Source organism: Pseudomonas sp. ACN8 (assembly GCF_002303925.1).
Classification (GTDB): domain Bacteria; phylum Pseudomonadota; class Gammaproteobacteria; order Pseudomonadales; family Pseudomonadaceae; genus Aquipseudomonas.
Genome location: NZ_MRCS01000007.1, coordinates 115,530 through 138,524, shown reverse-complemented (window position 1 = coordinate 138,524; position 22,995 = coordinate 115,530). Strand labels below are relative to the sequence as shown.

At 59.0% G+C, this 22,995-nt stretch carries 18 protein-coding genes; 10 read left to right on the top strand and 8 right to left on the bottom strand.

Annotation, left to right across the window (positions count from 1 at the left end):
- Window positions 1-121: 121 nt before the first annotated feature.
- The 3 genes from BSF44_RS05960 to BSF44_RS05950 form a co-directional block, all read right to left on the bottom strand.
- On the bottom strand, window positions 122-835 hold the full coding sequence (locus tag BSF44_RS05960) for a response regulator transcription factor (protein WP_095942705.1): 714 nt from the start codon (window positions 833-835) through the stop codon (window positions 122-124).
- A complete protein-coding gene (locus BSF44_RS05955) occupies window positions 832-1,098 on the bottom strand; it encodes a hypothetical protein (protein WP_095942704.1) in 267 nt (88 codons plus the stop codon). The genes BSF44_RS05960 and BSF44_RS05955 overlap by 4 nt, the downstream gene beginning before the upstream one ends.
- Window positions 1,099-1,656: 558 nt before the next feature.
- Window positions 1,657-5,790 (bottom strand): CheR family methyltransferase, encoded by a 4,134-nt coding sequence (locus BSF44_RS05950; protein ID WP_095942703.1) that lies wholly within the window; start codon window positions 5,788-5,790, stop codon window positions 1,657-1,659.
- 231 nt (window positions 5,791-6,021) lie between these two features.
- Here BSF44_RS05950 and BSF44_RS05945 point away from each other — a divergent pair, with 231 nt between their 5' ends.
- The 4 genes from BSF44_RS05945 to BSF44_RS05930 all read left to right on the top strand — a co-directional run bounded on the left by BSF44_RS05945 (window position 6,022) and on the right by BSF44_RS05930 (window position 11,220).
- On the top strand, window positions 6,022-7,626 hold the full coding sequence (locus tag BSF44_RS05945) for a tetratricopeptide repeat-containing response regulator (RefSeq protein ID WP_095942702.1): 1,605 nt from the start codon (window positions 6,022-6,024) through the stop codon (window positions 7,624-7,626).
- Window positions 7,623-8,315: a sensor histidine kinase KdpD gene (locus tag BSF44_RS05940; protein ID WP_095942701.1), complete on the top strand. Its 693-nt coding sequence runs from the start codon at window positions 7,623-7,625 to the stop codon at window positions 8,313-8,315. Before BSF44_RS05945 ends, BSF44_RS05940 begins: the two co-directional genes overlap by 4 nt.
- Before the next feature lie 201 nt (window positions 8,316-8,516).
- The gene (locus BSF44_RS05935) at window positions 8,517-9,761 is read left to right on the top strand and encodes a glutamine synthetase family protein (RefSeq protein WP_172435308.1); all 1,245 of its coding nucleotides are present in this window, start codon (window positions 8,517-8,519) and stop codon (window positions 9,759-9,761) included.
- A 70-nt stretch (window positions 9,762-9,831) separates the two neighbouring features.
- The gene (locus tag BSF44_RS05930) at window positions 9,832-11,220 is read left to right on the top strand and encodes an MFS transporter (protein WP_095942699.1); all 1,389 of its coding nucleotides are present in this window, start codon (window positions 9,832-9,834) and stop codon (window positions 11,218-11,220) included.
- Between the two features lie 63 nt (window positions 11,221-11,283).
- Here the strand turns inward: BSF44_RS05930 and BSF44_RS05925 are convergent, their stop codons facing one another.
- The 4 genes from BSF44_RS05925 to flgA form a co-directional block, all read right to left on the bottom strand.
- Window positions 11,284-12,030, bottom strand: a complete 747-nt coding sequence (locus BSF44_RS05925) for a flagellar brake protein (RefSeq protein ID WP_095942698.1) — start codon at window positions 12,028-12,030, stop codon at window positions 11,284-11,286.
- A gap of 92 nt (window positions 12,031-12,122) precedes the next feature.
- Window positions 12,123-12,590, bottom strand: a complete 468-nt coding sequence (locus BSF44_RS05920) for a flagella synthesis protein FlgN (protein WP_095942697.1) — start codon at window positions 12,588-12,590, stop codon at window positions 12,123-12,125.
- A gap of 48 nt (window positions 12,591-12,638) precedes the next feature.
- Entirely contained in the window at window positions 12,639-12,965 is a 327-nt protein-coding gene (gene flgM, locus BSF44_RS05915) for a flagellar biosynthesis anti-sigma factor FlgM (RefSeq protein ID WP_056728065.1), read from the bottom strand.
- A 167-nt stretch (window positions 12,966-13,132) separates the two neighbouring features.
- Window positions 13,133-13,891, bottom strand: coding sequence for a flagellar basal body P-ring formation chaperone FlgA (gene flgA, locus BSF44_RS05910; RefSeq protein ID WP_095942696.1), 759 nt, complete (start codon window positions 13,889-13,891; stop codon window positions 13,133-13,135).
- Window positions 13,892-13,973: 82 nt separating this feature from the next.
- Here flgA and BSF44_RS05905 point away from each other — a divergent pair, with 82 nt between their 5' ends.
- The 6 genes from BSF44_RS05905 (at window position 13,974) to flgE (ending at window position 19,110) form a co-directional block, all read left to right on the top strand.
- A complete protein-coding gene (locus BSF44_RS05905) occupies window positions 13,974-14,939 on the top strand; it encodes a chemotaxis protein CheV (protein ID WP_095942695.1) in 966 nt (321 codons plus the stop codon).
- Between the two features lie 12 nt (window positions 14,940-14,951).
- Window positions 14,952-15,779 (top strand): protein-glutamate O-methyltransferase CheR, encoded by an 828-nt coding sequence (gene cheR, locus BSF44_RS05900; protein ID WP_095942694.1) that lies wholly within the window; start codon window positions 14,952-14,954, stop codon window positions 15,777-15,779.
- Window positions 15,780-16,145: 366 nt separating this feature from the next.
- Window positions 16,146-16,553, top strand: a complete 408-nt coding sequence (gene flgB / locus BSF44_RS05895) for a flagellar basal body rod protein FlgB (RefSeq protein ID WP_008051530.1) — start codon at window positions 16,146-16,148, stop codon at window positions 16,551-16,553.
- Window positions 16,554-16,556: 3 nt separating this feature from the next.
- Complete coding sequence (gene flgC / locus BSF44_RS05890; RefSeq protein WP_095942693.1) at window positions 16,557-17,000, top strand: flagellar basal body rod protein FlgC; 444 nt, start codon at window positions 16,557-16,559, stop codon at window positions 16,998-17,000.
- 15 nt (window positions 17,001-17,015) lie between these two features.
- A complete protein-coding gene (gene flgD, locus BSF44_RS05885) occupies window positions 17,016-17,738 on the top strand; it encodes a flagellar hook assembly protein FlgD (protein WP_095942692.1) in 723 nt (240 codons plus the stop codon).
- Between the two features lie 31 nt (window positions 17,739-17,769).
- On the top strand, window positions 17,770-19,110 hold the full coding sequence (flgE, locus tag BSF44_RS05880) for a flagellar hook protein FlgE (protein ID WP_095942691.1): 1,341 nt from the start codon (window positions 17,770-17,772) through the stop codon (window positions 19,108-19,110).
- 257 nt (window positions 19,111-19,367) lie between these two features.
- Here flgE and BSF44_RS05875 read toward each other — a convergent pair whose 3' ends face one another.
- Window positions 19,368-22,262, bottom strand: a complete 2,895-nt coding sequence (locus BSF44_RS05875; protein WP_095942690.1) for a ribonucleoside-diphosphate reductase subunit alpha — start codon at window positions 22,260-22,262, stop codon at window positions 19,368-19,370.
- Window positions 22,263-22,995: the final 733 nt, after the last annotated feature.

The following is a 22,995-nucleotide window of genomic DNA, read 5'->3' as shown; positions in this document are numbered from 1 at the left end:
ATATATCGAGAACGACATCAGCATTCCGGGAATCCTGTTCCGGGCCACCGACAAGGAAGGCGAAATGGTGAAGGCCTCCCCCCTGAAAGCAAGGGGCAGACTGTTTTGTATCGACTTGAATTCAATCCAGTTCCACCCAGACGGACTCGGTCGGTGCTTCGTTGGTGAGCCCGTGTTTGAGCGCATACATCAGCAAGTCGATGCGGTTGATGAGGTTGAGCTTTTGATAGATGTTGCTCAGGTGGTTGTGCACGGTGTGCTCGCTGATCCCCAGGCGCCCGGCGATGCTTACATATTTGGCGGACGGTTCGCCCACGATGGCGCGAATCAGTTCTCTCTCGCGCAGCGTCAACCGCGCCTGTTTCGTCCGCTCCAGATTGCATTTGATGGGTATGTGCCCGCTCACGGCATAGCCGGAAAGGCCGCCAGCCCAGGCTCTGTCCATTGCGAAGTCGCTATGGTGAACATTGAGGATGGCCTGGATAATCGATTCCGTCGGGTCTTCCGCGAGCACGATGCCGCGAGCGCCAGCCTCTATCGCTTGGGCAGCGGGGACGACTTCGTACAGGCCCTTGAGCAACAGCACTTTCATTTCAGCGCTACGGGTGAGTCCCGCGACGACATCCAGAGGATTCAGCGCATCCGGAAAGAAACTGAAAAAAATCACATCCGGCCGCAACTGATCGGCAAGGTCCAGCGCCTGGGTATAGGTGCTGGCCTGTCCTGTCACTTCCATCCGGGGCTTTCTGGCATTGATCAAGTCGTGAAGGCCCTTGAGTACGAGGGGGCGACAATCGATCAACATCACGCCAATTGACTCGTTCTGGTCAGTCATGATCTTCCTGACCCCCTTGAAAAACCTGTGATGGCCTTCATCCGCCGGCCTTCCAGGGTCAGTAACTTGCAAACTGGGGCGGTGCGATTGAAGGATGGATTTGAACGCCGGTAGGCCGTGATGATGCCCGCCCGGGTATTGGCAACCACCCCCCCCGGGGCAATTTCCATCGACAGCACTGGCACGCGGGGCGAAGGTTTACAAAAGTCAGGCAAAGCCCGGGAGAGGAGATCAATACGAGTAATTATCAGTGGTTTACGCATGATGATGTGCTCCCTCCCGCCTATCAACTGATTCTAGGTCAGCCCGGAGTGCTACCAACCTACCCATCCGTCAGGTCCTCGATAGCGAGCCGGTGCGACGAGGCCTGAGCGATGTTCTCAAGGGGGACAGTAACCCTCGAAAATCAAGGAATTAGGCTCGCCGGATGTGGCCACTGGCCAATATCGGATCCCGATCAATGTCGTCAATTAATCGACGAGTGGTGTGAAGTTAGAAGTGCTAATTTGAGGGCGGTCAATTTGTTGGCGATTCACGGTCTGACCGAGCCACCTGCCAGCCAGCGCTTGTTGATATCAGCCGACGACCTGCGTGGAAACCCGGTGACGGCTGTGCCTTGCTTCAAATTACATCTGTGGAGATCAATCGATGCGACACAGAGGCACCGGATACTGGCTCTGGACCAATACCCGCTTACCCTTTCAGACCTATGAAGAAGTGTTCGACGACGGCGTGCAGGTCGAGGTGCGGGCGCGCAAAGGAGCGACTGCAGCAGGCCATCGATCAACGGGCCTGCGTGCAGCGGGCTTACTTGAGTTGCCTCAGGTCAATGAGCGCCGCAGAGCCTCAATAGTGTCGATCAGCTCATCGTAGGACACCGGTTTACCGATGTGCTGGTTGAAACCCGATTGCCGTGATTTCTGAATATCGCTTTGGGCACCGTAACCGGTCAGCGCAATGGCAGGCACATTTTTGACTTGTGGCAATTGGCGCAGGGCGCTGATCAGTTCATGGCCGTTCATGACCGGCATGCCCAGGTCCGAGATGATCAGGTCGAACCGGGTATTTTTTGCCGCGTCCAGCGCCGCCGCCGGACGGTCGAAAGCGATCACTTGGGCGTCCTCCATCTCCAGCAGCATCTTCAAGGTTTCCAGTACCTCGGCGGAGTCGTCTACCAGCAGGATGGTCAGGCCGCTGAGGCGGCCGGAAGCGTCTTCGATCTGCGCGGCGGGCAGGGCTTCGCCGTTGATCTCGGCCAATGGCAAGTAGACGGTAAACGTGCAACCGGTACCCACGCCGCCGGAACTCACTTCCACCGTGCCTCGTTGTGCCTCGGTCAATTGACGGACCAGCGACAGGCCGATCCCCAGCCCCTCGCGTTGGTGCGAGGCGTGCTGTTTTTCCGCCTGGCCGAACAAGTCGAATACGTGTTCGAGGTGTTCTTTCGCGATACCGATGCCGTTGTCCTTGACATCCAGCCTGGCCATGTTGCCCGCCTGACTCGCGATCAATTGCACGCGGCCCTTGGCCGGGGTGAATTTCAGTGCGTTGTTCACCAGGTTCCAGATGATTTGTTCCAGACGCGTGGGGTCGGCCTGGATCATCAGTGCCTCGGCAGGGGCTTGCAGCTCGACCTTGATGTCGTGCCCGTCATTGAGAACCACGGTGTAGATGTCACGCAGTACATTGTTCAGGTCCACAGCGACCGATTGCAGCTTGAGCTTGCCGGTGCGGACCCGGGCGACATCCAGTAGATCGTCGATGATCCGCGCCTGGCTGGTGACGGCTTCGCAGATGGTGTTGACGGCTTTGGCGGCTGGAGACAGGTTTTTCGTCACTGGCAAGCGACGCAACAGTTCCGCATTGAGCTGGATCAGGTTCAGCGGATGCTTGAGCTCGTGGGACATGACCGCAAAGAACTCGTCCTTGAGGTAACTGGTATTGCGCGTCTCGGCCAGTTGCAGGCTCTGCTCTTCATGCTGGCGCTTGTGGCCGGTCAGGTCCCGGGCGATTTTCACGTAGCCCTGAAGTTTGTCACCGTTGAGCAGGGTGACTTCGCCGCTGCAGAAGAATCGGCTGCCGTCCTTGCGCAGGTGCCAGCGTTCATCTTCGAGGCGCCCATGATTGCGGGCCGACTGCAGTTCGTTTTGCGGAATGCCGTTGGCACGATCTTGGGCTGAAAAGATGAAATCGTAGCGAGTCCCCTCGGCCTCGTCTTTGTTGTAGCCAAAGATCAATTCGGCACCTTTGTTCCAGCTGGTGATCACGCCGTGTTCATCGAGGGTGATGATGGCGTAGTCGCGGGTGCTTTCGGCGACCAGCCGCATGCGTTCTTCACCCAGGCGCAACTCTTCCTCGGCCGCGCGACGCTTGGTGATTTCGATGAAAGTCAGCACCGTGCCGTCGATGTGGTCTTCGCTGGAGCGATAAGGCAACAGGCGGGCAATGTACCAGCGGTTGTCGGTGCTGCTGACTTCGCGCTCGATCATGTTCAGCGATTCGAAAACCAGGGCGGCATCGGCGGCCAGGTCCTCGTAGTGCAGGCGATGGGTGATGTCGAGCAGTGAGCGTCCGGTATCGACCGGCAGCATGCTGAAGATGTCGGTGGCACGGGGGGTGAACCACTTGATGCGCAAGCTGCGGTCGACAAACACCGTGGCGATGTCGGTGGAGGCGATCAGGTTGCTCAGGTAGTCGTTGATCTTGTCAGTCTCTTCGACTTTGGTTTTCAGTTCGAAGTTGACCGTCAGCAGCTCTTCGTTGATCGACTGAAGTTCTTCCTTGCTGGTCTCGAGCTCTTCGGTGGCCGAGCGCAGCTCTTCGTTGATCGCCTGCATTTCTTCATTGGAGGCCTTCAGCTCTTCGCTGGAGATTTCCGATTGTTCGATGGTGTCCTGCAAGTGCAGCTTGGTGCGTTGCAGTTCGCGCTCAAGGTTGGACAGCACCTGGCTTTCGGTTTGCAGCTGGGGGCTCAAGGTCACTTCCGAGGGGTCGATCTCGAGCTCCTCGAAAATCACCAGTACGTACTCGCCCTCCGAGACTTCATCCTTGTAGGGATGGGCGACCAGATCGATCAGAGAGCGCCGTTCATCGCGTTTGATCGGCACCCCGCGGGACTTGACCGAAGTACCGCTCTGCTGGACCTGGAACAGGGTGGTGCGGATTTCCAGACGCAACTCCGGAAGAATCAGGTTCAGCAGGTTGCGCGACAGTTCGCCGCCCACATGCCGCAGGAAACGCCCGGCGCTCTCGCTCATGTGCAGGATGTCGGCGTTGGTATCGACGAGTACGCTCGGTGGCGCCGACTGTTCGAGGGCGCGCTGGTGCAGGTCGGCCACCGACAGTTTGCGTTGCACGCTGGTTTCCTGGGCCTGCCGGGGCATATTGGTACGTACGTAGCCGCCACGGGGCATGGTGGGCGTGCGTCGGCTGGAGGTCGTGCCGGTTTTGGCGCGGAAGATCCGGTTGCGTTTGTCGACAGGGGCAAACAGTTCATGGCAGGCATCGGCGCTTTCGGACGTGCCGAGGAACAGGAAGCCGCCGGGGCGCAGGGCGAAGTGGAACATCTGGAGGATCTCGCGCTGCACTTCGCGATCCAGATAGATCAGCAGATTGCGGCAAACGATCAGGTCGATCTGCGAAAACGGCGGGTCGGACAACAGGCTGTGCTTGGCGAATAAAACCCTTTCGCGCAACTCCTTGCGCACCCGGTAGTGGTCATTCTCCTTGATGAAATAGTGGCGCACCCGTGACGGAGGCACGTCGGTGATGATCGCTTGCGGATACAGACCGCTGCGCCCGTAGCTGACCGCGCGCTCGTCGATGTCGGTGGCAAACACTTGCAGCGTGGCCTTGCTGGAGTCCAGTTGCATTTGATCGTGCAGCAGCATCGCCAGGCTGTAGGCTTCTTCGCCGGTGGAACAGCCGGCGGACCAGACACGTATTTCTTCTTTTTTCTCCGACTGTGCCGAAGCCGTGGCGGCGTTGACCAGTTGCGGCACCACATCCCGCTCGAGGGCTTCGAAGGCTTCGCGGTCACGGAAGAAGTTGGTCACACCGATCAGCATGTCGCCCAGCAGCGCCTTGGTTTCCTCGGGATTGTTTTGCAGGAATTTGTAATAGGAGGCGAGGTCCGGTTGCGCCGTGACCTGCATCCGGCGTTCGATGCGTCGCAGTACCGTGGCACGCTTGTAGTGTTTGAAATCATGGCCGGTGCCAGTGCGCAATTGAATCAGAATGTCATGCAGCATCTGCTCGGCCGCCGCGGTATCGCGCTCGGACACCGGGGCAACACTTTTCATCTCCTGATCACTGACCGTGGGCAGGCTGATTTCCCGGGCGTTGCGCCACAACTCCAGCAACTTTTGCGGCATTTCAACCACCGGCAACACGAAGTCGACCATGCGCGTATCGATGGCGGCTTTCGGCATCCCGTCGAACTCGGCGTCTTCCGGCGTCTGGACCAGGGTGATGCCACCTTGTTCCTTGATGCGCGACAGGCCGACCGCGCCATCCGAGCCGGTGCCCGACAGTACCAGGCAGAACGCGCGTTCACGGTGCACATCGGCCAGGTCGCGGAAGAACAGATCGATCGACGAGTGACGTCCCAGGCGCGGGTCGACAGGGCTGACCTCAAGCAGACCGTCATTCATGTTCAGCTGTTGCGCCGGCGAAATGACGTAGACCCGGTTCTTTTCGATAGGCACCGTGCTGCCGACCTGCAGGACCGGCATCTTGGTTGATTCCTGGACGATCTTGTCGGCGATGCTTTGGTGGTCGGGAGACAGATGGAGAATGATCACGAACGCCATGCCGTTGTCCTGCGGCATGTTTTCGAAGAACAGCTTGATCGCTTGCAGCCCGCCCGCCGACGCGCCGATCCCCACCACCGGAAAGTCCAGCGTGCTTGGGCTCAGGGCCTTTCGCTCTGGAACGGTATTGGAGGGGCTACTCATGGGGTCGTCCTTTGGCGATGGGGGGCATGCACTTGAGTCCTGGGAGAGGCAAGGGCAAATCGATAAATCAGGATAATCCTGTTTTTCGCTAACGCCTTCAAATAATTAGAGTGTGCCGCAGGGGAAGGTTCTCAAGGGAACGCCACTGCTGGCCGATAACCCGGGCAGACAGGGGCCATTTTGCCTCTTTTGCCTTTGGGTTCTTCTTCTTAAATTGCCTGGAAATCTTCGATGCTGTCGTATCACCAAAAGCGTTTTCTGATCGTCGATGATTTCTCGGACTTTCGCAGTTCGGTCAGGTCGATGCTGCGCGAACTGGGCGTCAAGGAAGTGGACACTGCCGATACCGGCGAGCAGGCGCTGAAAATGTGCTCGCAGAAAGCCTACGATTTCATCTTGCAGGACTTTCACCTGGGGGACGGCAAGAAGAACGGCCAGCAGGTGCTCGAAGACCTGATGGAAGAAAAGCTGATCAGTCATGAAGCGGTGTTCGTCATGGTCACCGCCGAAACCAGCCAGGCCATGGTGCTCAGTGCACTGGAACATGAGCCCGATGCCTACCTGACCAAGCCGTTCAACCGCTCCAGCCTGGCCCAGCGCCTGGAGCGCCTGGAGCAGCGCAAGACCTTGCTCAAGCCGATCCTGCAGGCCCTGGATCGCGGCAAGCCGATGGAAGTGCTCAACGCCTGCATCGCCCTGTGCAAGCAAGACATCCGCTATTCGCCACTGTGCTTGCGCTATCGCGCCGATGCCTTGCGCGACCTGAATCAGAACGAAGCGCTGGAGCGCCTCTACGACGGCATCATCGCCGACCGCCCGTTGCCATGGGCGTTTGCCGGGTTGGGCAAGTTGCTGTTCAAGCGCGGTCAGGTCGGGCAGGCCAGGGGCATTTATGAAAAAGCCCTGAAAGTCTTCCCGATGATGCCGTCGCTGTATGACGGCATGGCGGATGTATTGGTCGCCGAAGGGGACACCAAGGGGGCGCAGCGTGTCCTGGAAGAGGCGATTCGCCTGTCGCCTCTGGCGGTGCGCCGGCAAGCGTTGCTCGGTAAGCTGGCAATGACCAACGAGGACTTCGATACCGCCTCCAAAGCGTATCGCCAGGCTGTGGCCCAAGGCGCGCAATCACGTTTCAAGGATCCTGAAAGCAACCTCGGCCTGGCTCACGCGTTGATCAGCAAGGGCAGCGAACGGGGCCTGGACACGCGCACCCGCCTGGAAATCAACACCACATTGAGCGCCGTGGCCAAGGAAAACCCCTCCGATCCGGGCCTGCAAATCCGGGCGCGCCTGATGAAGGCCACCAGCCTGTTGCTCAACGATGCAGAGACGGCTGACAAGCTCACCGAGCAAGCCATGTTGCGTCTGGACGGCATGGAGCAATTCATGAGCGCCGAAGCGGCCTTGCTGGTGGCCAAGCAGCTGAAACTGCTCGGGCAGACCGAGGCCGGTACCGCGATGCTGAAAAACTGCGTGGAAATCTACGGCGACGATCCGGTGGTCATGAAGGACATCGCCAAGCAGACCGACGACCCGAGCATCCTCAATTCCGGCAACGCCGCCGCGGAACTCAACCGTCAGGGCGTGCGCGTCTACAAGACCGGCAACCTGGTGGAAGCCCGGCAAGTATTCCGCAAGGCCCTGGCGATGCAACCGAAGAACATCAGTATCGCCCTGAACCTGGCGCAGTCGTTGTTGCATGGCACCGATACCAACGTTCCTTCGGCGGAGCTGGAAGAATGCCGGACCTGCCTGAAAATGGTCGGCCTGATGCCCGACTCCGACGCGCGCTATCCGCGTTACCAGAAGCTGAAAAGCAAGGCGCTTGGCCAATGAACGACAACCAACAGGCACTGGATTTTTCCACGGTGATCGCCTCTGCCGTGCACGACATGAAGAACTCGCTGGCCATGCTGATGCAGGCCCACAGTCAGTGGCTGGGGCGATTGCCGCAGACGGCGCGGCAGACGCCGGAGCAGGGCGTGATCGACTTCGAGTTCGCTCACCTCAACGGCATGCTGGTGCAGTTGCTGGGATTGTACAAACTCGGGGTCAACCAGATGCCGCTGCAACCGGCCTACCATGAACTGGATGATTTCATCGAAGCGCAACTGGCCTGTCATCAGGAGGTGTTCGCCAGCCGCGGCATCATGGCCACCTTTGAAGTGGATCCGCTGAGCCCGCTGGGTTTCTTCGATCGTGAGTTGATCGCGTCGGTATTGGCCAACTGCATCAACAACGCCATTCGTTTTGCGCGGCATGCCGTTCTGATCAGCGTCAGCGACGAAGCCGGGCAACTGGTGTTGACCATCAATGACGATGGCGAGGGGTATCCGGCGCAGATGATCGAACGTCAGACCGATTACGTGCAGGGCATCAATCAAAGCACCGGCAGCACCGGGCTGGGCCTGTACTTTGCCGGGCGAATTGCCGCGCTGCATCAGCGCAACGGCGTGGGTGGGCGTACCGAAATCAGCAATGGTGGTCCATTGGGTGGGGGAGTGTTTCGCCTTTACCTGCCCTGACCGGCAGCATATTTAACGACGCTGCTTGAAATTCCGAACACGCGGAGCCTATTTTGTACGGTCGCCGTTCGCGGCCCGTACAATAACAAGGATAGCGTCATGACGACCGTTGGCCTGAGTTCACTCGCGCAGCGATTGACGGGCATTGATCAAGTTGAATGTGTCACGCCGGACTTGAATGGCGTTCCACGGGGCAAAGTGATGACCGCCGAGGGCTTTCTCGACGGTCGACGTTTGCAGATGGCACGGGGTGTGCTGCTGCAATGCATCATGGGCGGATATCCGCCGGCACGTTTTTACGGCAGCGACGATGGCGACCTGGCGTTGATCCCGGACCCTGCACAAATCCACCGCTTGCCCTGGAGCCATCCGCCGCGGGCCTTGGCCATTTGCGATGCGGATGAACTGGGCACCACCACCAGTTCCAATCTGTCGACCCGTGGCCAGCTCAAGGCGGTGATTGCCCGTTATGCGGCTCGCGGCCTGGCGCCCGTGGTGGCGACCGAGCTCGAGTTTTTTGTCTTCGCCCCCAATACCGATCCGACCCTGGCTTTTCAACCGCCACTGGGGCTGGACGGTCGCCGCGAAGACGGTCAGTCGGCGTTCAGCGTCAGTTCCAACAATGGCTTGCGGCCGTTCTTCAATGAAGTCTACGAGTGCATGGCGGCCTTGGGGCTGCCTCGCGATACCTTCATGCACGAAATGGGCGTCAGCCAGTTCGAGATCAATCTGCTGCACGGTGATCCGCTGTTGCTGGCCGACCAGACGTTCCTGTTCAAGCACCTGCTCAAGGAAGTGGCCCTCAAGCACGGCCTGAGCGTGGTGTGCATGGCCAAGCCGTTGGCGCATACGCCGGGCAGTTCGATGCATATCCACCAGAGCGTGGTCGAGATCGATTCAGGGCGTAACGTGTTCAGCGATGAGGCGGGGCAGGAGACGGCCATCTTCCGCCACTTCATTGCCGGTCAGCAAACGTGCATGGCCGATTTCACCGCGTTGTTTGCGCCGAACGTGAACTCCTATCAGCGCTTGTGCCACCCTTACGCCTCACCGAATAATGCCTGTTGGTCCTACGACAATCGGGCGGCGGGCCTGCGCATTCCGGCCAGTTTGCCGGTGGCCCGTCGGGTCGAGAACCGCTTGCCGGGGGCCGACGCCAACCCGTATCTGGCGATTGCCGCAAGCCTGGCGGCGGGGTTGCATGGCATCGAAAAGGCATTGGAGCCGAGCGCGCCGATCCAGGGTGAGTTCGAAGTGCCGGATAATCTTTCGTTACCGTGTACCTTGCATGCGGCACTTGAGCGTCTGAAACGTAGTCAGTTGGCCAAGGAACTGTTTGGCGTGGAATTCATCGAAGGCTACATTGCTTCGAAGACCCTGGAACTGACCAGTTTCCATGATGAAATTACTCCCTGGGAACGGCGTGTTTTAGCAGCCCAGGCCTGACGATCCATCGACATCCGGCTATCGTTTAGCGGTAGCCGATTCTCACTGCAAGGAGCCGCTCGGAACGCCGATGCGCCAAATCTGGAAATCCTTTCGAGCGCTGTATTTCGCCTCGCTGATGATGTTGATCGGCTCGGGCCTGTTGAGCACTTACCTGGCGTTGCGCCTGGCTGCCGACCATGTCGACAGTCTGTGGGTCGGTGCGCTGATGGCTGCCAACTATTTCGGCCTGGTGCTGGGGGGCAAGATCGGTCACCGGTTGATTGCCCGGGTCGGGCATATCCGGGCTTACTCGGCCTGTGCCGGGATCGTTGGCGCGGCGGTGCTCGGCCATGGCCTGGTGGACTGGTTGCCGGCCTGGCTGTTTTTGCGGGTGATCGTCGGCCTCGGCATGATGTGTCAGTACATGGTGATCGAGAGCTGGCTCAATGAGCAGGCCGATGCCAATCAGCGCGGCATGGTCTTCAGTGGCTACATGATCGCTTCGTATCTGGGGTTGGTGCTGGGGCAGTTGATTCTGGTCATGCATCCAGGGCTGGGGCTTGAATTGCTGATGTTGGTCGCCCTGTGTTTCGCCCTGTGTCTGGTGCCGGTGGCCCTGACGCGGCGGATTCACCCGGCACCCTTGCACCCGGCACCGATGGAGCCGCGCTTCTTTATCAAGCGCGTGCCACAGTCATTGAGCACGGTGCTGGGGGCGGGCTTGATCGTCGGTTCGTTCTACGGTCTGGCGCCGCTGTATGCCTCGCAGCAGGGATTGTCCACGGAGCAGGTCGGCCTGTTCATGGGTAGCTGTATTTTTGCCGGGTTGCTGGTGCAGTGGCCGCTGGGTTGGTTGTCCGATCGCTACGATCGGGCCGTATTGATCCGCAGTTTTGCATTCAGCCTGGCGCTGGCGGCACTGCCGCTGGCGATCATGCCGCAGGTGCCGCTGGAGGTTCTGTTTATCGCCGGTTTTATCTGTTCGCTGGTGCAGTTCTGCCTGTATCCGTTGGCAGTGGCGTTCTCCAACGACCACGTCGAAGGTGATCGCCGGGTGTCCCTGACGGCAATGTTGCTGGTGACCTACGGCGTTGGCGCGAGTATCGGGCCGCTGGTGGCCGGCGTGCTGATGAAGCTGTTCGGCAGCCAGATGCTTTATGCGTTTTTCAGTTTCTTTGCGTTGGTGCTGGTATGGCGGATTCGCCCGAAAGCGGTGACCAACCTGCATCAGGTGGAAGACGCGCCGCTGCATCACGTGGCCATGCCGGACAACATGACGAGTTCACCGCTGGTGGCCTGCCTCGACCCGCGTGTTGATGAGCAGGTGGTGCAGGATCAGATGCAAAACCCGGTGAGTACCGGGCCAGAGCTTGAATCAGAACCTGAAACTGAAACTGTCACCGAAGCTGAAACCGATCAGCCGCCGCAAGACCCTGATACAGGGCGGGACCCTAACGTCAGCGAGGTCAGACCTTAAATCCAGGGCATAAAAAAACGGGCAGTCACCGCAAGGGACTGCCCGTTTTTTGTTGACGCTCTATCACATGTCGTCTTTGTCGAAGCGACGTGCTTCACGTTGCAACTGGTAGACGAAGCGCTCGACCTGGCGCTGCACCAGCCCGCTCATGTTGTGGAAGCGAACGCCGGCGAAGGTGGTGGAAATCCTTTCTTCGAAGTGCAGATAACGCAACTCGACCGGTGCGGTCATCTTGCCGAAGGGCAGGTCGGCGCTGAAGCGGTCGTAGACCTGACCCAGTTGCAGGCTGCCGGTGATGTCGCCGTCGAAGCGCAGTTTGCAGCCGGTAGCGGAAATATCCAGTAACTTGCCGCTGATCGACGCCTTGAGCTTTTCGCCGTCGAGGTTGACGTTGACCAGTTGTGCCAGCTTCAGCGCGGCGCGGAACGCATTGCGGCGCTGGTGGTACACCACTTCAGCGGGCAGGGGGCCGCGATAGCAGCGGCTGCCACCGGATTCGTCGATGTTCAACTGGCCGTTGCTTTCCCAGGCAATGCGTACGCCTTCGTGGAAGCCTTCGACCCTGAACGGCTCACCCGCCAGCAGGTAGCGCTCGCCATCACGGGGAATCATTTCGTCCAGGGCGATCATGTTGCTGTCACGGTCCAGGTCCACCAGATAGCTCTGGAAGCGCTGGCTGCGCTCGTGGAACGTGATGATCAGCGGGTCATGGCTTTCGAGCAGCTGGCGCAGGTTGCTGGAGATTTCCAAGGGCGTGGAGAGCACCTTGGGTGGCTGCGGAGCATCATCCACGGATAAGGCATTGGACACGGTTAATCAATCTCCAGACAAAATTTGACTACGGCAAGCTAGCAGTTTGCCAGTATGTTGCGCGTCTTGATAGAGCGGGGGCATTGACCGGCTCATGCCTGACTGAGCGGGCGCGGCTTGGCAAGCTTGGAGAATGTTCCGCTGGCATCGTAAAGCGCCGGGGTTTCACCGCCGGTGAGGATTTTCAGCTGGGTGGCCGTCGCGGCCTGCTGAGTGAGGATCGACTGGCCGTTGTTGGCGTTGATGGCCTGGCACTGGGCCAGGAGATCGGTCAGCACGTCACTTTGCGCCAGCAACTGCTCGCCAATGCTCGACTGGCCGGCCAATTGCTCGAGACCGCCGCGGTTGGTCGGCAGGTTGAGGCTGGCGAGGATTTCACTGCGCTTGCGGCCATGCTGTTCGAGCAAAACGACCAATGCCTGTTTCTGCGCCAGGATGTTCTCGAGCAATGGCATGTCGCGGCCATGCAATGCGAGGGATTCGGTCTGCAGGAGTTCCAGCAAGTGTTGCGCTGGAGCAAAGTCGTCGGTGATCAGTTGCAGTAAATTTGTGTCGTGCATGGCTGGCCTTGGGTTTTAAGCGTCCAAAAGCCTGGCGCCGGCGGTGGCCTAGCGCTGGGCTTCGAAGTTGAGCAGTTTGCTGGCTACACGGTTGCTGTCGACTTTATAGCTGCCATCGGCAATCGCTGCTTTCAACTCGGCCACGCGGGCGTTGTCGACGGCAGGCTGATCGCGCAGCTTGTCAGTGACCTTCTGCAACTGTTGAGCCTCATTGCTGAGATGTACCGATTCCCCGCTTTTGACGGTACCGGCCTGTTCGGCCGCGGACTCCAGCGGCGCGGATTTGCCGGCCTCGGCGCTTTCCTTGCTGGCGCTGGTACGTGTACTGCCCGTCAGGGACGAGGAGCTGTTCAAACGGCTGAAATCGATGACCATGATAAAAAACCTCTGGGAATTTGGACGCTTGCCATGGTTTCGGCCATTCCCTGGAAAACTTTAGGCTCATTTATCAATGAACCTTGCGCGCGTCAGCGCTTGCCCTGCATGGAGCACAGTCTAGGGAACAGCCGCGGCAAGCGCCACATTCCGATCAACAGAGGACCTTACATGGACACTTCCACCTGCCCCGGCGCCATGACCTGCGCCTTGATAACTCGTTGGGAATTAAGGTTTTTCACCCGGATCTGTTCGCTCAGGCTGCCGTTTGACAGCGCTTCGCCCGGCATGCGCACGCTGAGGGTGCCGCTGCGGGCGGTGATCACCACCTGATCGCCCTTGCGGATGACTTCGGCCTGTTCGATGTTCACCAGGGTAATCACCTGATCGGTGACCATTGGTCGGGTCAATCGTTGCCCGATCGCCTGATCGAGGGAGGTCAGGTAGCCCTGGCTGATCAGGCTGATATCGCGCTCGCGCAAGACCACATCCCCAGGCTCGACAATGGCGGCGCGGCGTAGTGGCCGGGCGCTGGTCACGACATCGCGAAACAGGCGGACTTGAGCGGGTACGAAGACGGTCCAGGGAGACGCGCCCTCGCAGCGAACCTTGACCGTGACCCGTCCCAGCGGCTTGGGACTCTCGAGCGTCGCTGTCAATTCCTTGTCGCACATGGGCATGTGCATGCGCGGATCGAGCGGGTTGACCTGGATCTCGTAGCGACCTTCCGTTTGACTGGTCGCCAGATAGTCTTCTACGGTGAATTCAAGAAAGCCCTGAGTGACGCCGATAAGCATGTCAGGCAAGGTAACCGCGTCAGCAAGGGCAGGGCTGCCAGCGTTGAACAGGCAAACAGCCGCCAGCACGCCGAGCCGTTTGCGGTAGGGTGTGGTCAGGCGTCGAAAAAATGTCGGTTCTGTGTTCATAACGATTAAAAAAGCAAGCGCCGTGCCGTTTAGTGATGAAGGCACGTCGCAACAACACTTGGCGTTGGCGTAGGAGTCTGGCATGGCTGGTGTAATGGATTCGGTAAACCAGCGCACGCAACTGGTGGGGCAGAATCGCCTTGAGCTGTTGTTGTTCCGTCTCGACGGCCAGCAGCTGTACGGGATCAACGTGTTCAAGGTTCGGGAGGTGCTGCAATGTCCCAAACTGACACTGATGCCCAAGTCCAGTCCTGTCGTGTGCGGCGTGGCGAACATCCGGGGGGCGACCATTCCGATCCTTGATCTGGCGATGGCGACCGGCTCCGGCGCGTTGAAGGACAAGCACAACCCCTTCGTGATCATCACGGAGTACAACACCAAGACCCAGGGTTTCCTGGTGCGTTCGGTGGAACGCATCGTCAACATGAACTGGGAGGAGATCCATCCGCCGCCCAAGGGAACCGGGCGCGATCATTACCTGACGGCGGTGACGCGGGTCGACAATCAGTTGGTCGAAATCATCGACGTCGAGAAGGTGCTGGCGGAAGTGGCGCCGACGCCGGAAGCGATTTCCGTCGGTGTGGTGGATGTCGAAACCCAGCACAAGGCGCTTTCGTTGCGCGTGCTGACGGTCGACGACTCGTCGGTGGCGCGCAAGCAGGTCACGCGTTGCCTGCAAACGGTCGGCGTCGAAGTGGTGGCGTTGAACGATGGTCGGCAGGCGCTGGACTACCTGCGCAAACTGGTCGACGAGGGCAAGAAGCCGGAAGAAGAGTTCCTGATGATGATCTCCGACATCGAGATGCCGGAGATGGACGGGTACACCCTGACGGCGGAAATCCGCAACGACCCGCGCATGCAAAAGCTTCATATCATCCTGCATACTTCGTTGTCGGGGGTATTCAATCAGGCGATGGTCAAGAAGGTCGGTGCCGATGACTTCCTGGCCAAGTTCCGTCCTGATGACCTGGCATCCCGGGTAGTCGACCGGATCAAAGCAGCAGATATCAGCCAGGGGCCCGTGTCCCTGGCAGTCAACACGATTTAAGAGGCGGCATCATTGTCTACGGGTAATTTGGATTTCGAACAGTTCCGGGTATTCCTGGAAAAAGCCTGTGGCATTTTGCTCGGTGAAAACAAGCAGTACCTGGTCTCCAGCCGTCTCAATAAACTGATGGAACAGCAAGGCATCAAGTCTTTGGGGGAACTGGTTCAGCGCATGCAGACCCAGCCGCGTAGCGGTTTGCGCGAGCAGGTGGTGGATGCCATGACCACCAACGAAACCCTGTGGTTTCGTGACACTTACCCGTTTGAAGTCTTGAAGAACAAGGTACTGCCCGAAGCGATCAAGGCCAGTCCCGGCCAGCGCCTGCGCATCTGGTCGGCAGCGTGCTCGTCGGGCCAGGAACCGTATTCGCTGTCGATGTCCATCGACGAGTTCGAACGGGTCAACATGGGCCAGTTGCGGATGGGGGTGCAGATTGTTGCCACCGACCTGTCCGGCACCATGCTGAACAACTGCAAGAACGGCGAGTACGACAGCCTGGCCATCGGCCGCGGTCTGTCGCCTGAGCGGCTGCAGCGTTACTTCGACCCGAAAGGGCCGGGGCGCTGGGCGATCAAGGCACCGATCAAGAGCCGTGTGGAATTTCGCTCGTTCAACCTGCTGGACAGCTACGCGGCCCTCGGCAAGTTCGACATCGTGTTTTGCCGCAACGTGTTGATCTACTTCTCCGCCGAGGTGAAGAAGGACATCCTGTTGCGCATCCACAGCACGTTGAAGCCGGGCGGTTACCTGTTCCTCGGTGCTTCCGAAGCGCTGAACGGCTTGCCGGATCATTACCAGATGGTCCAGTGCAGCCCGGGGATCATTTACCAGGCGAAGTGATTCTGTTGGTGTTGTCAAAAAAACGGGAGTCCTCAGGGGCTCCCGTTTTTTTGTCTGCCGATTTTTCGCCAGCACTGCATTCTCCTGTAGGAGCGAGCCTGCTCGCGATGGCGTCCTGACAGTTGAACTCAACTTTGCCAGATACACCGCTATCGCGAGCAGGCTCGCTCCCACAGTGGCCGGTGGTGTTCTGAAAGGGTGAGGAGGCGGCAGAAAAGCGGCATGCGGCGGAAAACCGTTGCCGCTTTTCTGGCATTGCCGCGTTGCCATGTCCGGGAAAGCCCCGGTTTTCGGGGGTTTTTGAATTGGCATGGGGCTTGCTAAGTTGATCCTACGAAAAATCAGGTCACCCGAAGGTTTCCCGACATGAGCATCAGCTTCGATAAAGCGCTCGGTATCCACGAACAAGCCCTGGGCTTCCGCGCCCAGCGTGCCGAAGTCCTGGCCAATAACATTGCCAACGCCGATACCCCGAACTACAAGGCTCGGGACCTGGACTTCTCCAAAGTGCTCGCCGAGCAGAACGAGAAAACCAAAAGCGGCACCTTCGCCTTGAACATGACCAACAGCCGTCATATCGAGGCTGAAGGCCTGGGCAATGGCGACGAATCGTTGCTGTATCGCACGCCGATGCAACCGTCGATCGACCAGAACACCGTGGATGCTCAGCTTGAACAGTCGAACTACGCGGAAAACGCGATCGGCTTCCAGGCCAGCTTCACCCTGCTCAACAGCAAATTCAAAGGGCTGGTGTCAGCCCTGCGCGGAGAGTAAGCCATGTCTCTATCCAGTGTTTTCAACATTGCCGGTAGCGGCATGAGTGCGCAGACCACGCGCTTGAACACCGTCGCTTCGAACATCGCCAACGCCGAGACCGTCTCGTCGAGCATCGACCAGACCTACCGTGCGCGCCACCCGGTATTCGCCACCATGTTCCAGGGCGGGCAGAGCGGCGGCAGCGACTCGCTGTTCCAGAGCCAGGACGCCGCCGGTGAGGGCGTGCAGGTGCTGGGTGTGGTCGAAGACCAGAGCAACCTCGAAGCTCGCTACGAGCCGAACCATCCGGCGGCCGATGCCAAGGGTTACGTCTACTACCCGAACGTCAACGTGGTTGAAGAAATGGCCGACATGATTTCCGCGAGCCGTTCGTTCCAGACCAACGCCGAAATGATGAACACCGCCAAAACCATGATGCAGAAGGTCCTGACCCTCGGTCAGTGATAAGGGGCGACTCAGATGAGTGTTACCGATTCCACCAGTGGTTTGAGCCTCAAGGACATCCTGGCCAACTCTTCGGTCAAGACCACCACCACGACTGATGGTCTTGCGTCGGCAACCGGCAGCGCCACGGGCAACAAAGCTCTGGGCAAGGATGCATTCCTGCAGTTGCTGGTGACCCAGCTGAAAAACCAGAACCCGCTGGAGCCGCAAGACAACGGTGCTTTCGTGGCCCAGTTGGCGCAGTTCAGCAGCCTGGAAGGCATCACCTCGCTCAACGACACCGTGAGCGGGCTGGCCAGCAACTACAACTCGTCCCAGGCATTGCAGGCTTCTTCGCTGGTGGGGCGTTCGGTCATTGCACCCGGTGACAAGGCTGTGGTCGACACGTCGAAGAGCCTCAGCGGTACGGTGGTGGTGCCATCGTCGGTGGCCGCCGCGACCCTGAAGATCACTGATGCGGACGGCAAGACCGTACGCACCATCGACCTGGGTGCTCAGAAAGCAGGCAACGCCAGCTTCATCTGGGACGGCAAGAATGACGCGGGCGAAACGGTCGCTGCAGGTACGTACACCTTCGGTGCTACCAGCACGATCGATGGGCAGTCCGTGGCACTGATCACCAACCTGCCAGCGACCGTCAACAGCGTGACCATCAGCCAGACTGGCGGTGAGTTGATGCTCAATCTGGCCGGGCTGGGTACCGTCGCTCTGTCCAAAGTACAAACCATTGGCATGTAAGGCCGACTAACCCGGCACAAAGGAGTGGATTATGTCTTTTAATATCGGCCTTAGCGGTCTCTTTGCATCCAACAAACAACTGGACGTGACCGGCAACAACATCGCCAACGTCGCGACCACCGGGTTCAAATCGTCCCGTGCGGAATTCGAAGATGTGTACTCGGCAACTCGCCTGGGCACCGGCAGCAAGACCGTCGGCAACGGCGTGCGCCTGGCCAACATTTCCCAGCAGTTCGGCCAGGGTGACGTGAACAACACCGGCAACGTGCTCGACATGGGAATCCAGGGCAACGGCTTCTTCGTCATGAGCAACAACGGTTCGCTGACCTACACCCGTGCCGGTACGTTCAAGACCGACAAGGATGGCTACGTGACGAACAGCGACGGTACGGCTCGTCTGCAGGGTTATGGCGTGGACTCCAATGGCAAGATCCTCAATGGCGTGTTGACCGACCTGCGGATCGACACCTCCAATCTGGCGCCAAAATCCACCAGCACCGTTTCGTCCACGATCAACCTGAACTCTACGGCCGTGGTGATTGATCAGTCGGTCGCTACCAACAAATTCGATCCGACCAAACAGGCAACTTTCACCAAGCAGTTCAGTACCCCGATTTTCGACACTCAGGGTAACCAGCACACCATGGATCAATACATGGTCAAGACCGGGCCGAACACTTGGGATACCTACACCCTGATCGATGGCCGCAACCCGGACGGCTCCTCGCCTACCGGCACGGGTGCAGTTGATCCAATTGCTTCGACCATGACATTTGATACATCCGGTAAACTGGTTTCGGTCACCACGCCAGTGACGCCGCCGACGACCCCGCCAACATCGACCACCAGCGATGACCTGAAAATCAGCAACTGGACGCCGGGCACCGTCACCAACGGTGTCTGGACAGCCAACGGCGCAGCAGCCGACCCGGCGGGCCTGACCATCGCCATGGGCAACACCACCCAGTTCAACGCCGACACCGCGCGTTCGATTCCGTCGCAGAACGGTTATGCCACGGGCCAGATCACCAACCTGACCATCGACGGCAGCGGCGTACTGCTGGCCAACTTCAGCAACAACCAGACCAAGCCAATCGGTCAGATTTCGTTGGCCAGTTTCACCAACGAACAAGGTCTGCAGCCGGTGGGTGGCACTAGCTGGAAGGAAACCTACAACTCGGGCATTCCGGGCTACGATGCGCCGGAAACCGGCACGCTGGGTTCGATCGTTTCCAACTCCCTGGAGGAGTCCAACGTCAACCTGACCAACGAACTGGTCGACTTGATCAAGGCGCAGAGCAACTACCAGGCGAACGCCAAGACCATCTCCACCCAGAGCACCATCATGCAGACCATCATTCAGATGACTTGATGCTGGATTGTGCTGTGCAAGGAGCCCCTCGTAGAGGGGCTTTTTTGTGGCCTATGGTTTTGTGTTGGAGGTGACGGCCTCATCGCGAGCAGGCTGAACTGGTCTTTCCAGATAAACACGATCAACTGTAGGAGCGAGCCTGCTCGCGATGGTGTCAGACCGGGCACCATTTTCCTTGGGGCAAAAGAAAACCCCCGACCCGCCAGAGGCTGATCGGGGGTTTCGAGTAAGCGCCTTGCGGCGCTCACGGGCTCAGCTTACTGGCAAGCTTCGCAATCCGGCTCGTCGATGGCGCAAGCCTTCGGCACTGGAGCAGGGCCGGCAGGCGCTGCCAGGACCGAGTCGTCACCGTGGTTGCCGCCGCTGGAAACAGCGTTCAGCTTGCCGGTGTTGATGGTCGACTTCTCGGTGCTGGTCGCAGCCAGGGCACGGAGGTAGTAAGTGGTTTTCAGACCACGGTACCAAGCCATGCGGTAGGTCACGTCCAGCTTCTTGCCCGAAGCGCCGGCGATGTACAGGTTCAGCGACTGAGCCTGGTCGATCCACTTCTGGCGACGGCTGGCGGCGTCGACGATCCACTTGGTGTCCACTTCGAAGGCAGTCGCGTAGAGCTCTTTGAGTTCCTGCGGGATGCGCTCGATCTGCTGCACCGAACCGTCGTAGTACTTCAGGTCGTTGATCATGACCGAGTCCCACAGGCCGCGAGCCTTCAGGTCGCGAACCAGGTACGGGTTGATCACGGTGAATTCGCCCGACAGGTTCGATTTCACATACAGGTTCTGGTAGGTCGGTTCGATCGACTGCGAGACGCCAGTGATGTTGGCGATGGTTGCGGTCGGTGCGATGGCCATGATGTTCGAGTTACGGATGCCTTTCTGTACACGGGCGCGAACAGGTGCCCAGTCCAGGGATTCGTTCAGGTCGACATCGATGTACTTCTGGCCACGGGCCTCGATCAGGATCTGTTGCGAATCCAGCGGCAGGATGCCTTTGGACCACAGCGAGCCCTGGAACGTCTCGTAGGCGCCACGCTCGTCAGCCAGGTCGCAGGACGCCTGGATCGCGAAGTAGCTGACCGCTTCCATGGATGTGTCGGCGAACTGCACGGCAGCATCGGAACCGTAAGGAATGTGCTGCAGGTACAAAGCGTCCTGGAAGCCCATGATGCCCAGTCCGACCGGACGGTGCTTGAAGTTGGAGTTCTTCGCTTGCGGCACCGAGTAGTAGTTGATGTCGATCACGTTATCGAGCATGCGCACGGCGGTGTTCACGGTGCGTTCCAGCTTGGCGGTGTCCAGCTTGCCGTTGACGATGTGGTTCGGCAGGTTGATCGAGCCCAGGTTGCAAACGGCGATCTCGTCCTTGTTGGTGTTCAAGGTGATCTCGGTGCACAGGTTCGAGCTGTGGACCACGCCCACGTGCTGCTGTGGGCTGCGCAGGTTGCACGGGTCTTTGAAGGTCAGCCATGGGTGGCCGGTTTCAAACAGCATGGACAGCATTTTGCGCCACAGGTCTTTGGCCTGGATGGTCTTGAACAGCTTGACCTTGCCCGGGTACTCGGTCAGGGCTTCGTAGTACTCGTAACGCTCTTCGAAGGCCTTGCCGGTCAGGTCGTGCAGGTCCGGTACTTCGGATGGCGAGAACAGGGTCCACTTGCCGTCATCGAAGACACGCTTCATGAACAGGTCAGGGATCCAGTTGGCGGTGTTCATGTCGTGGGTACGACGACGGTCATCACCGGTGTTCTTACGGAGTTCGATGAACTCTTCGATGTCCATGTGCCAGGTTTCCAGGTAGGCACACACAGCGCCTTTGCGCTTGCCACCCTGGTTAACGGCAACGGCGGTGTCGTTCACGACTTTCAGGAACGGAACAACGCCCTGGGATTTGCCGTTGGTGCCCTTGATGTACGAACCCAGCGCACGAACCGGCGTCCAGTCGTTGCCCAGGCCGCCAGCGAATTTCGACAGCATGGCGTTGTCGTGGATCGCGTGGTAGATGCCCGACAGGTCATCCGGCACGGTGGTCAGGTAGCAGCTCGACAGCTGTGGACGCAGGGTACCGGCGTTGAACAGGGTCGGAGTCGACGACATGTAGTCGAAGGACGACAGCAGGTTGTAGAACTCGATCGCGCGGTCTTCTTTGTGCTTCTCTTCGATCGCCAGGCCCATGGCCACGCGCATGAAGAAGATCTGCGGCAGTTCGAAACGCACGCCATCCTTGTGGATGAAGTAACGGTCGTACAGGGTTTGCAGGCCCAGGTAAGTGAACTGCTGGTCGCGCTCGTGGTTGATCGCCTTGCCCAGTTTTTCCAGGTCGAAGGTGGCCAGCACAGGGTTCAGCAGTTCGAACTCGATACCTTTGGCGATGTAGGCCGGCAGTGCCTTGGCGTACAGGTCGACCATTTCGTGGTGAGTGGCGCTCTCGGCCACTTCGAGGAAGCCCAGGCCTTCGGCACGCAGGGTGTCCATCAGCAGGCGGGCGGTGACGAACGAGTAGTTCGGCTCGCGTTCAACCAGGGTGCGGGCGGTCATCACCAGGGCGGTGTTGACGTCGGTCAGGGCCACGCCGTCGTACAGGTTCTTCAGGGTTTCGCGCTGGATCAGGTCGCCGTCGACTTCTTCCAGGCCTTCGCACGCTTCGGTGACGATGGTGTTCAGGCGGCCCATGTCCAGCGGCGCCAGGCTGCCGTCGGCACGGGTGATGCGGATCGACGGGTGAGCGTTGACCGCTTCTTCGGCCGGTGCGTGGGCAGCGCGTTCTTTCGAACGACCGTCACGGTAGATCACGTAGTCGCGAGCGACTTTCTGCTCGCCGGCACGCATCAGGGCCAGTTCGACCTGGTCCTGGATTTCTTCGATGTGGATGGTGCCGCCCGAAGGCATGCGACGCTTGAAGGTCGCGGTGACCTGTTCGGTCAGGCGGGCAACGGTGTCGTGGATTCGCGACGAGGCAGCAGCGGTGCCGCCTTCAACTGCGAGGAACGCTTTGGTGATGGCGACGGTGATTTTGTCATCGGTGTAGGGAACGACAGTGCCGTTACGCTTGATCACACGCAGCTGGCCTGGCGCGGTGGCGGACAGATCCGGATTCGAATCGGCGGCCTGCGGCAAGGTGCCCTGCGGGTTCTCGCGAGTTGTGTCGGTTTGCATGGGGGGGTGTCTCCACATTCTCTATGTTTGTTTGGGCACCATCACGGTGCCCACCGTTCTGTCCTGAAGCACTACAACCGACATGGCGTCGGGCATAACAACTTCGGGACAGTAGGAAAAAGGCTAATGATGCCGCTTCCGTGCCGAAGTCTTTGGCCCCGAGCCTGAGCTCGAAGCCGGATTCCTTTCTCAGGGTGCCTGTCATGACTGCAACACCCGTACCGTTCTGGCCATTCGGGCCTGAAAAAACGGTGCCATCCGCCTGTGCGGTTTGGGCTTGTAAAATCGTGCTTGGTTCAACCAAAACTGGCGATAAAGCGCTTGAGTTTGTGGTCTGAAATGTGGTTGGGCTTTTCAGCTAAAACCCTACATGTAGGGTTTTTTTAGCGCCCAGGTACAAGATAATGCGTTTTTGAGGGGGTTGCAACGTACTGCCTGTGGATAAACCTGTGCGTAAATTGTGTGTGAAAGATGGAACGGGCGTGTAGGCCGCGAGCTAGCTGGAGCGGACTGGTTTTCACTGATTTTCAGCGATTGAAAACAGCCGTTCGGATTTTTAAGGGCGCGAACCCTATCACAAAAAACCCTGTCGTCCGAACGCATTTACCCGCTTGTGTTCTCGACGGGCGGCGTTTATACAATCGGCCCAGCGTGTATACATATTTGTCCCCCCGAATCATTACAAAAAGACGGGCGGAACCTTCCTTATTAGTGTTTTTGGCAAGCAGAGGTC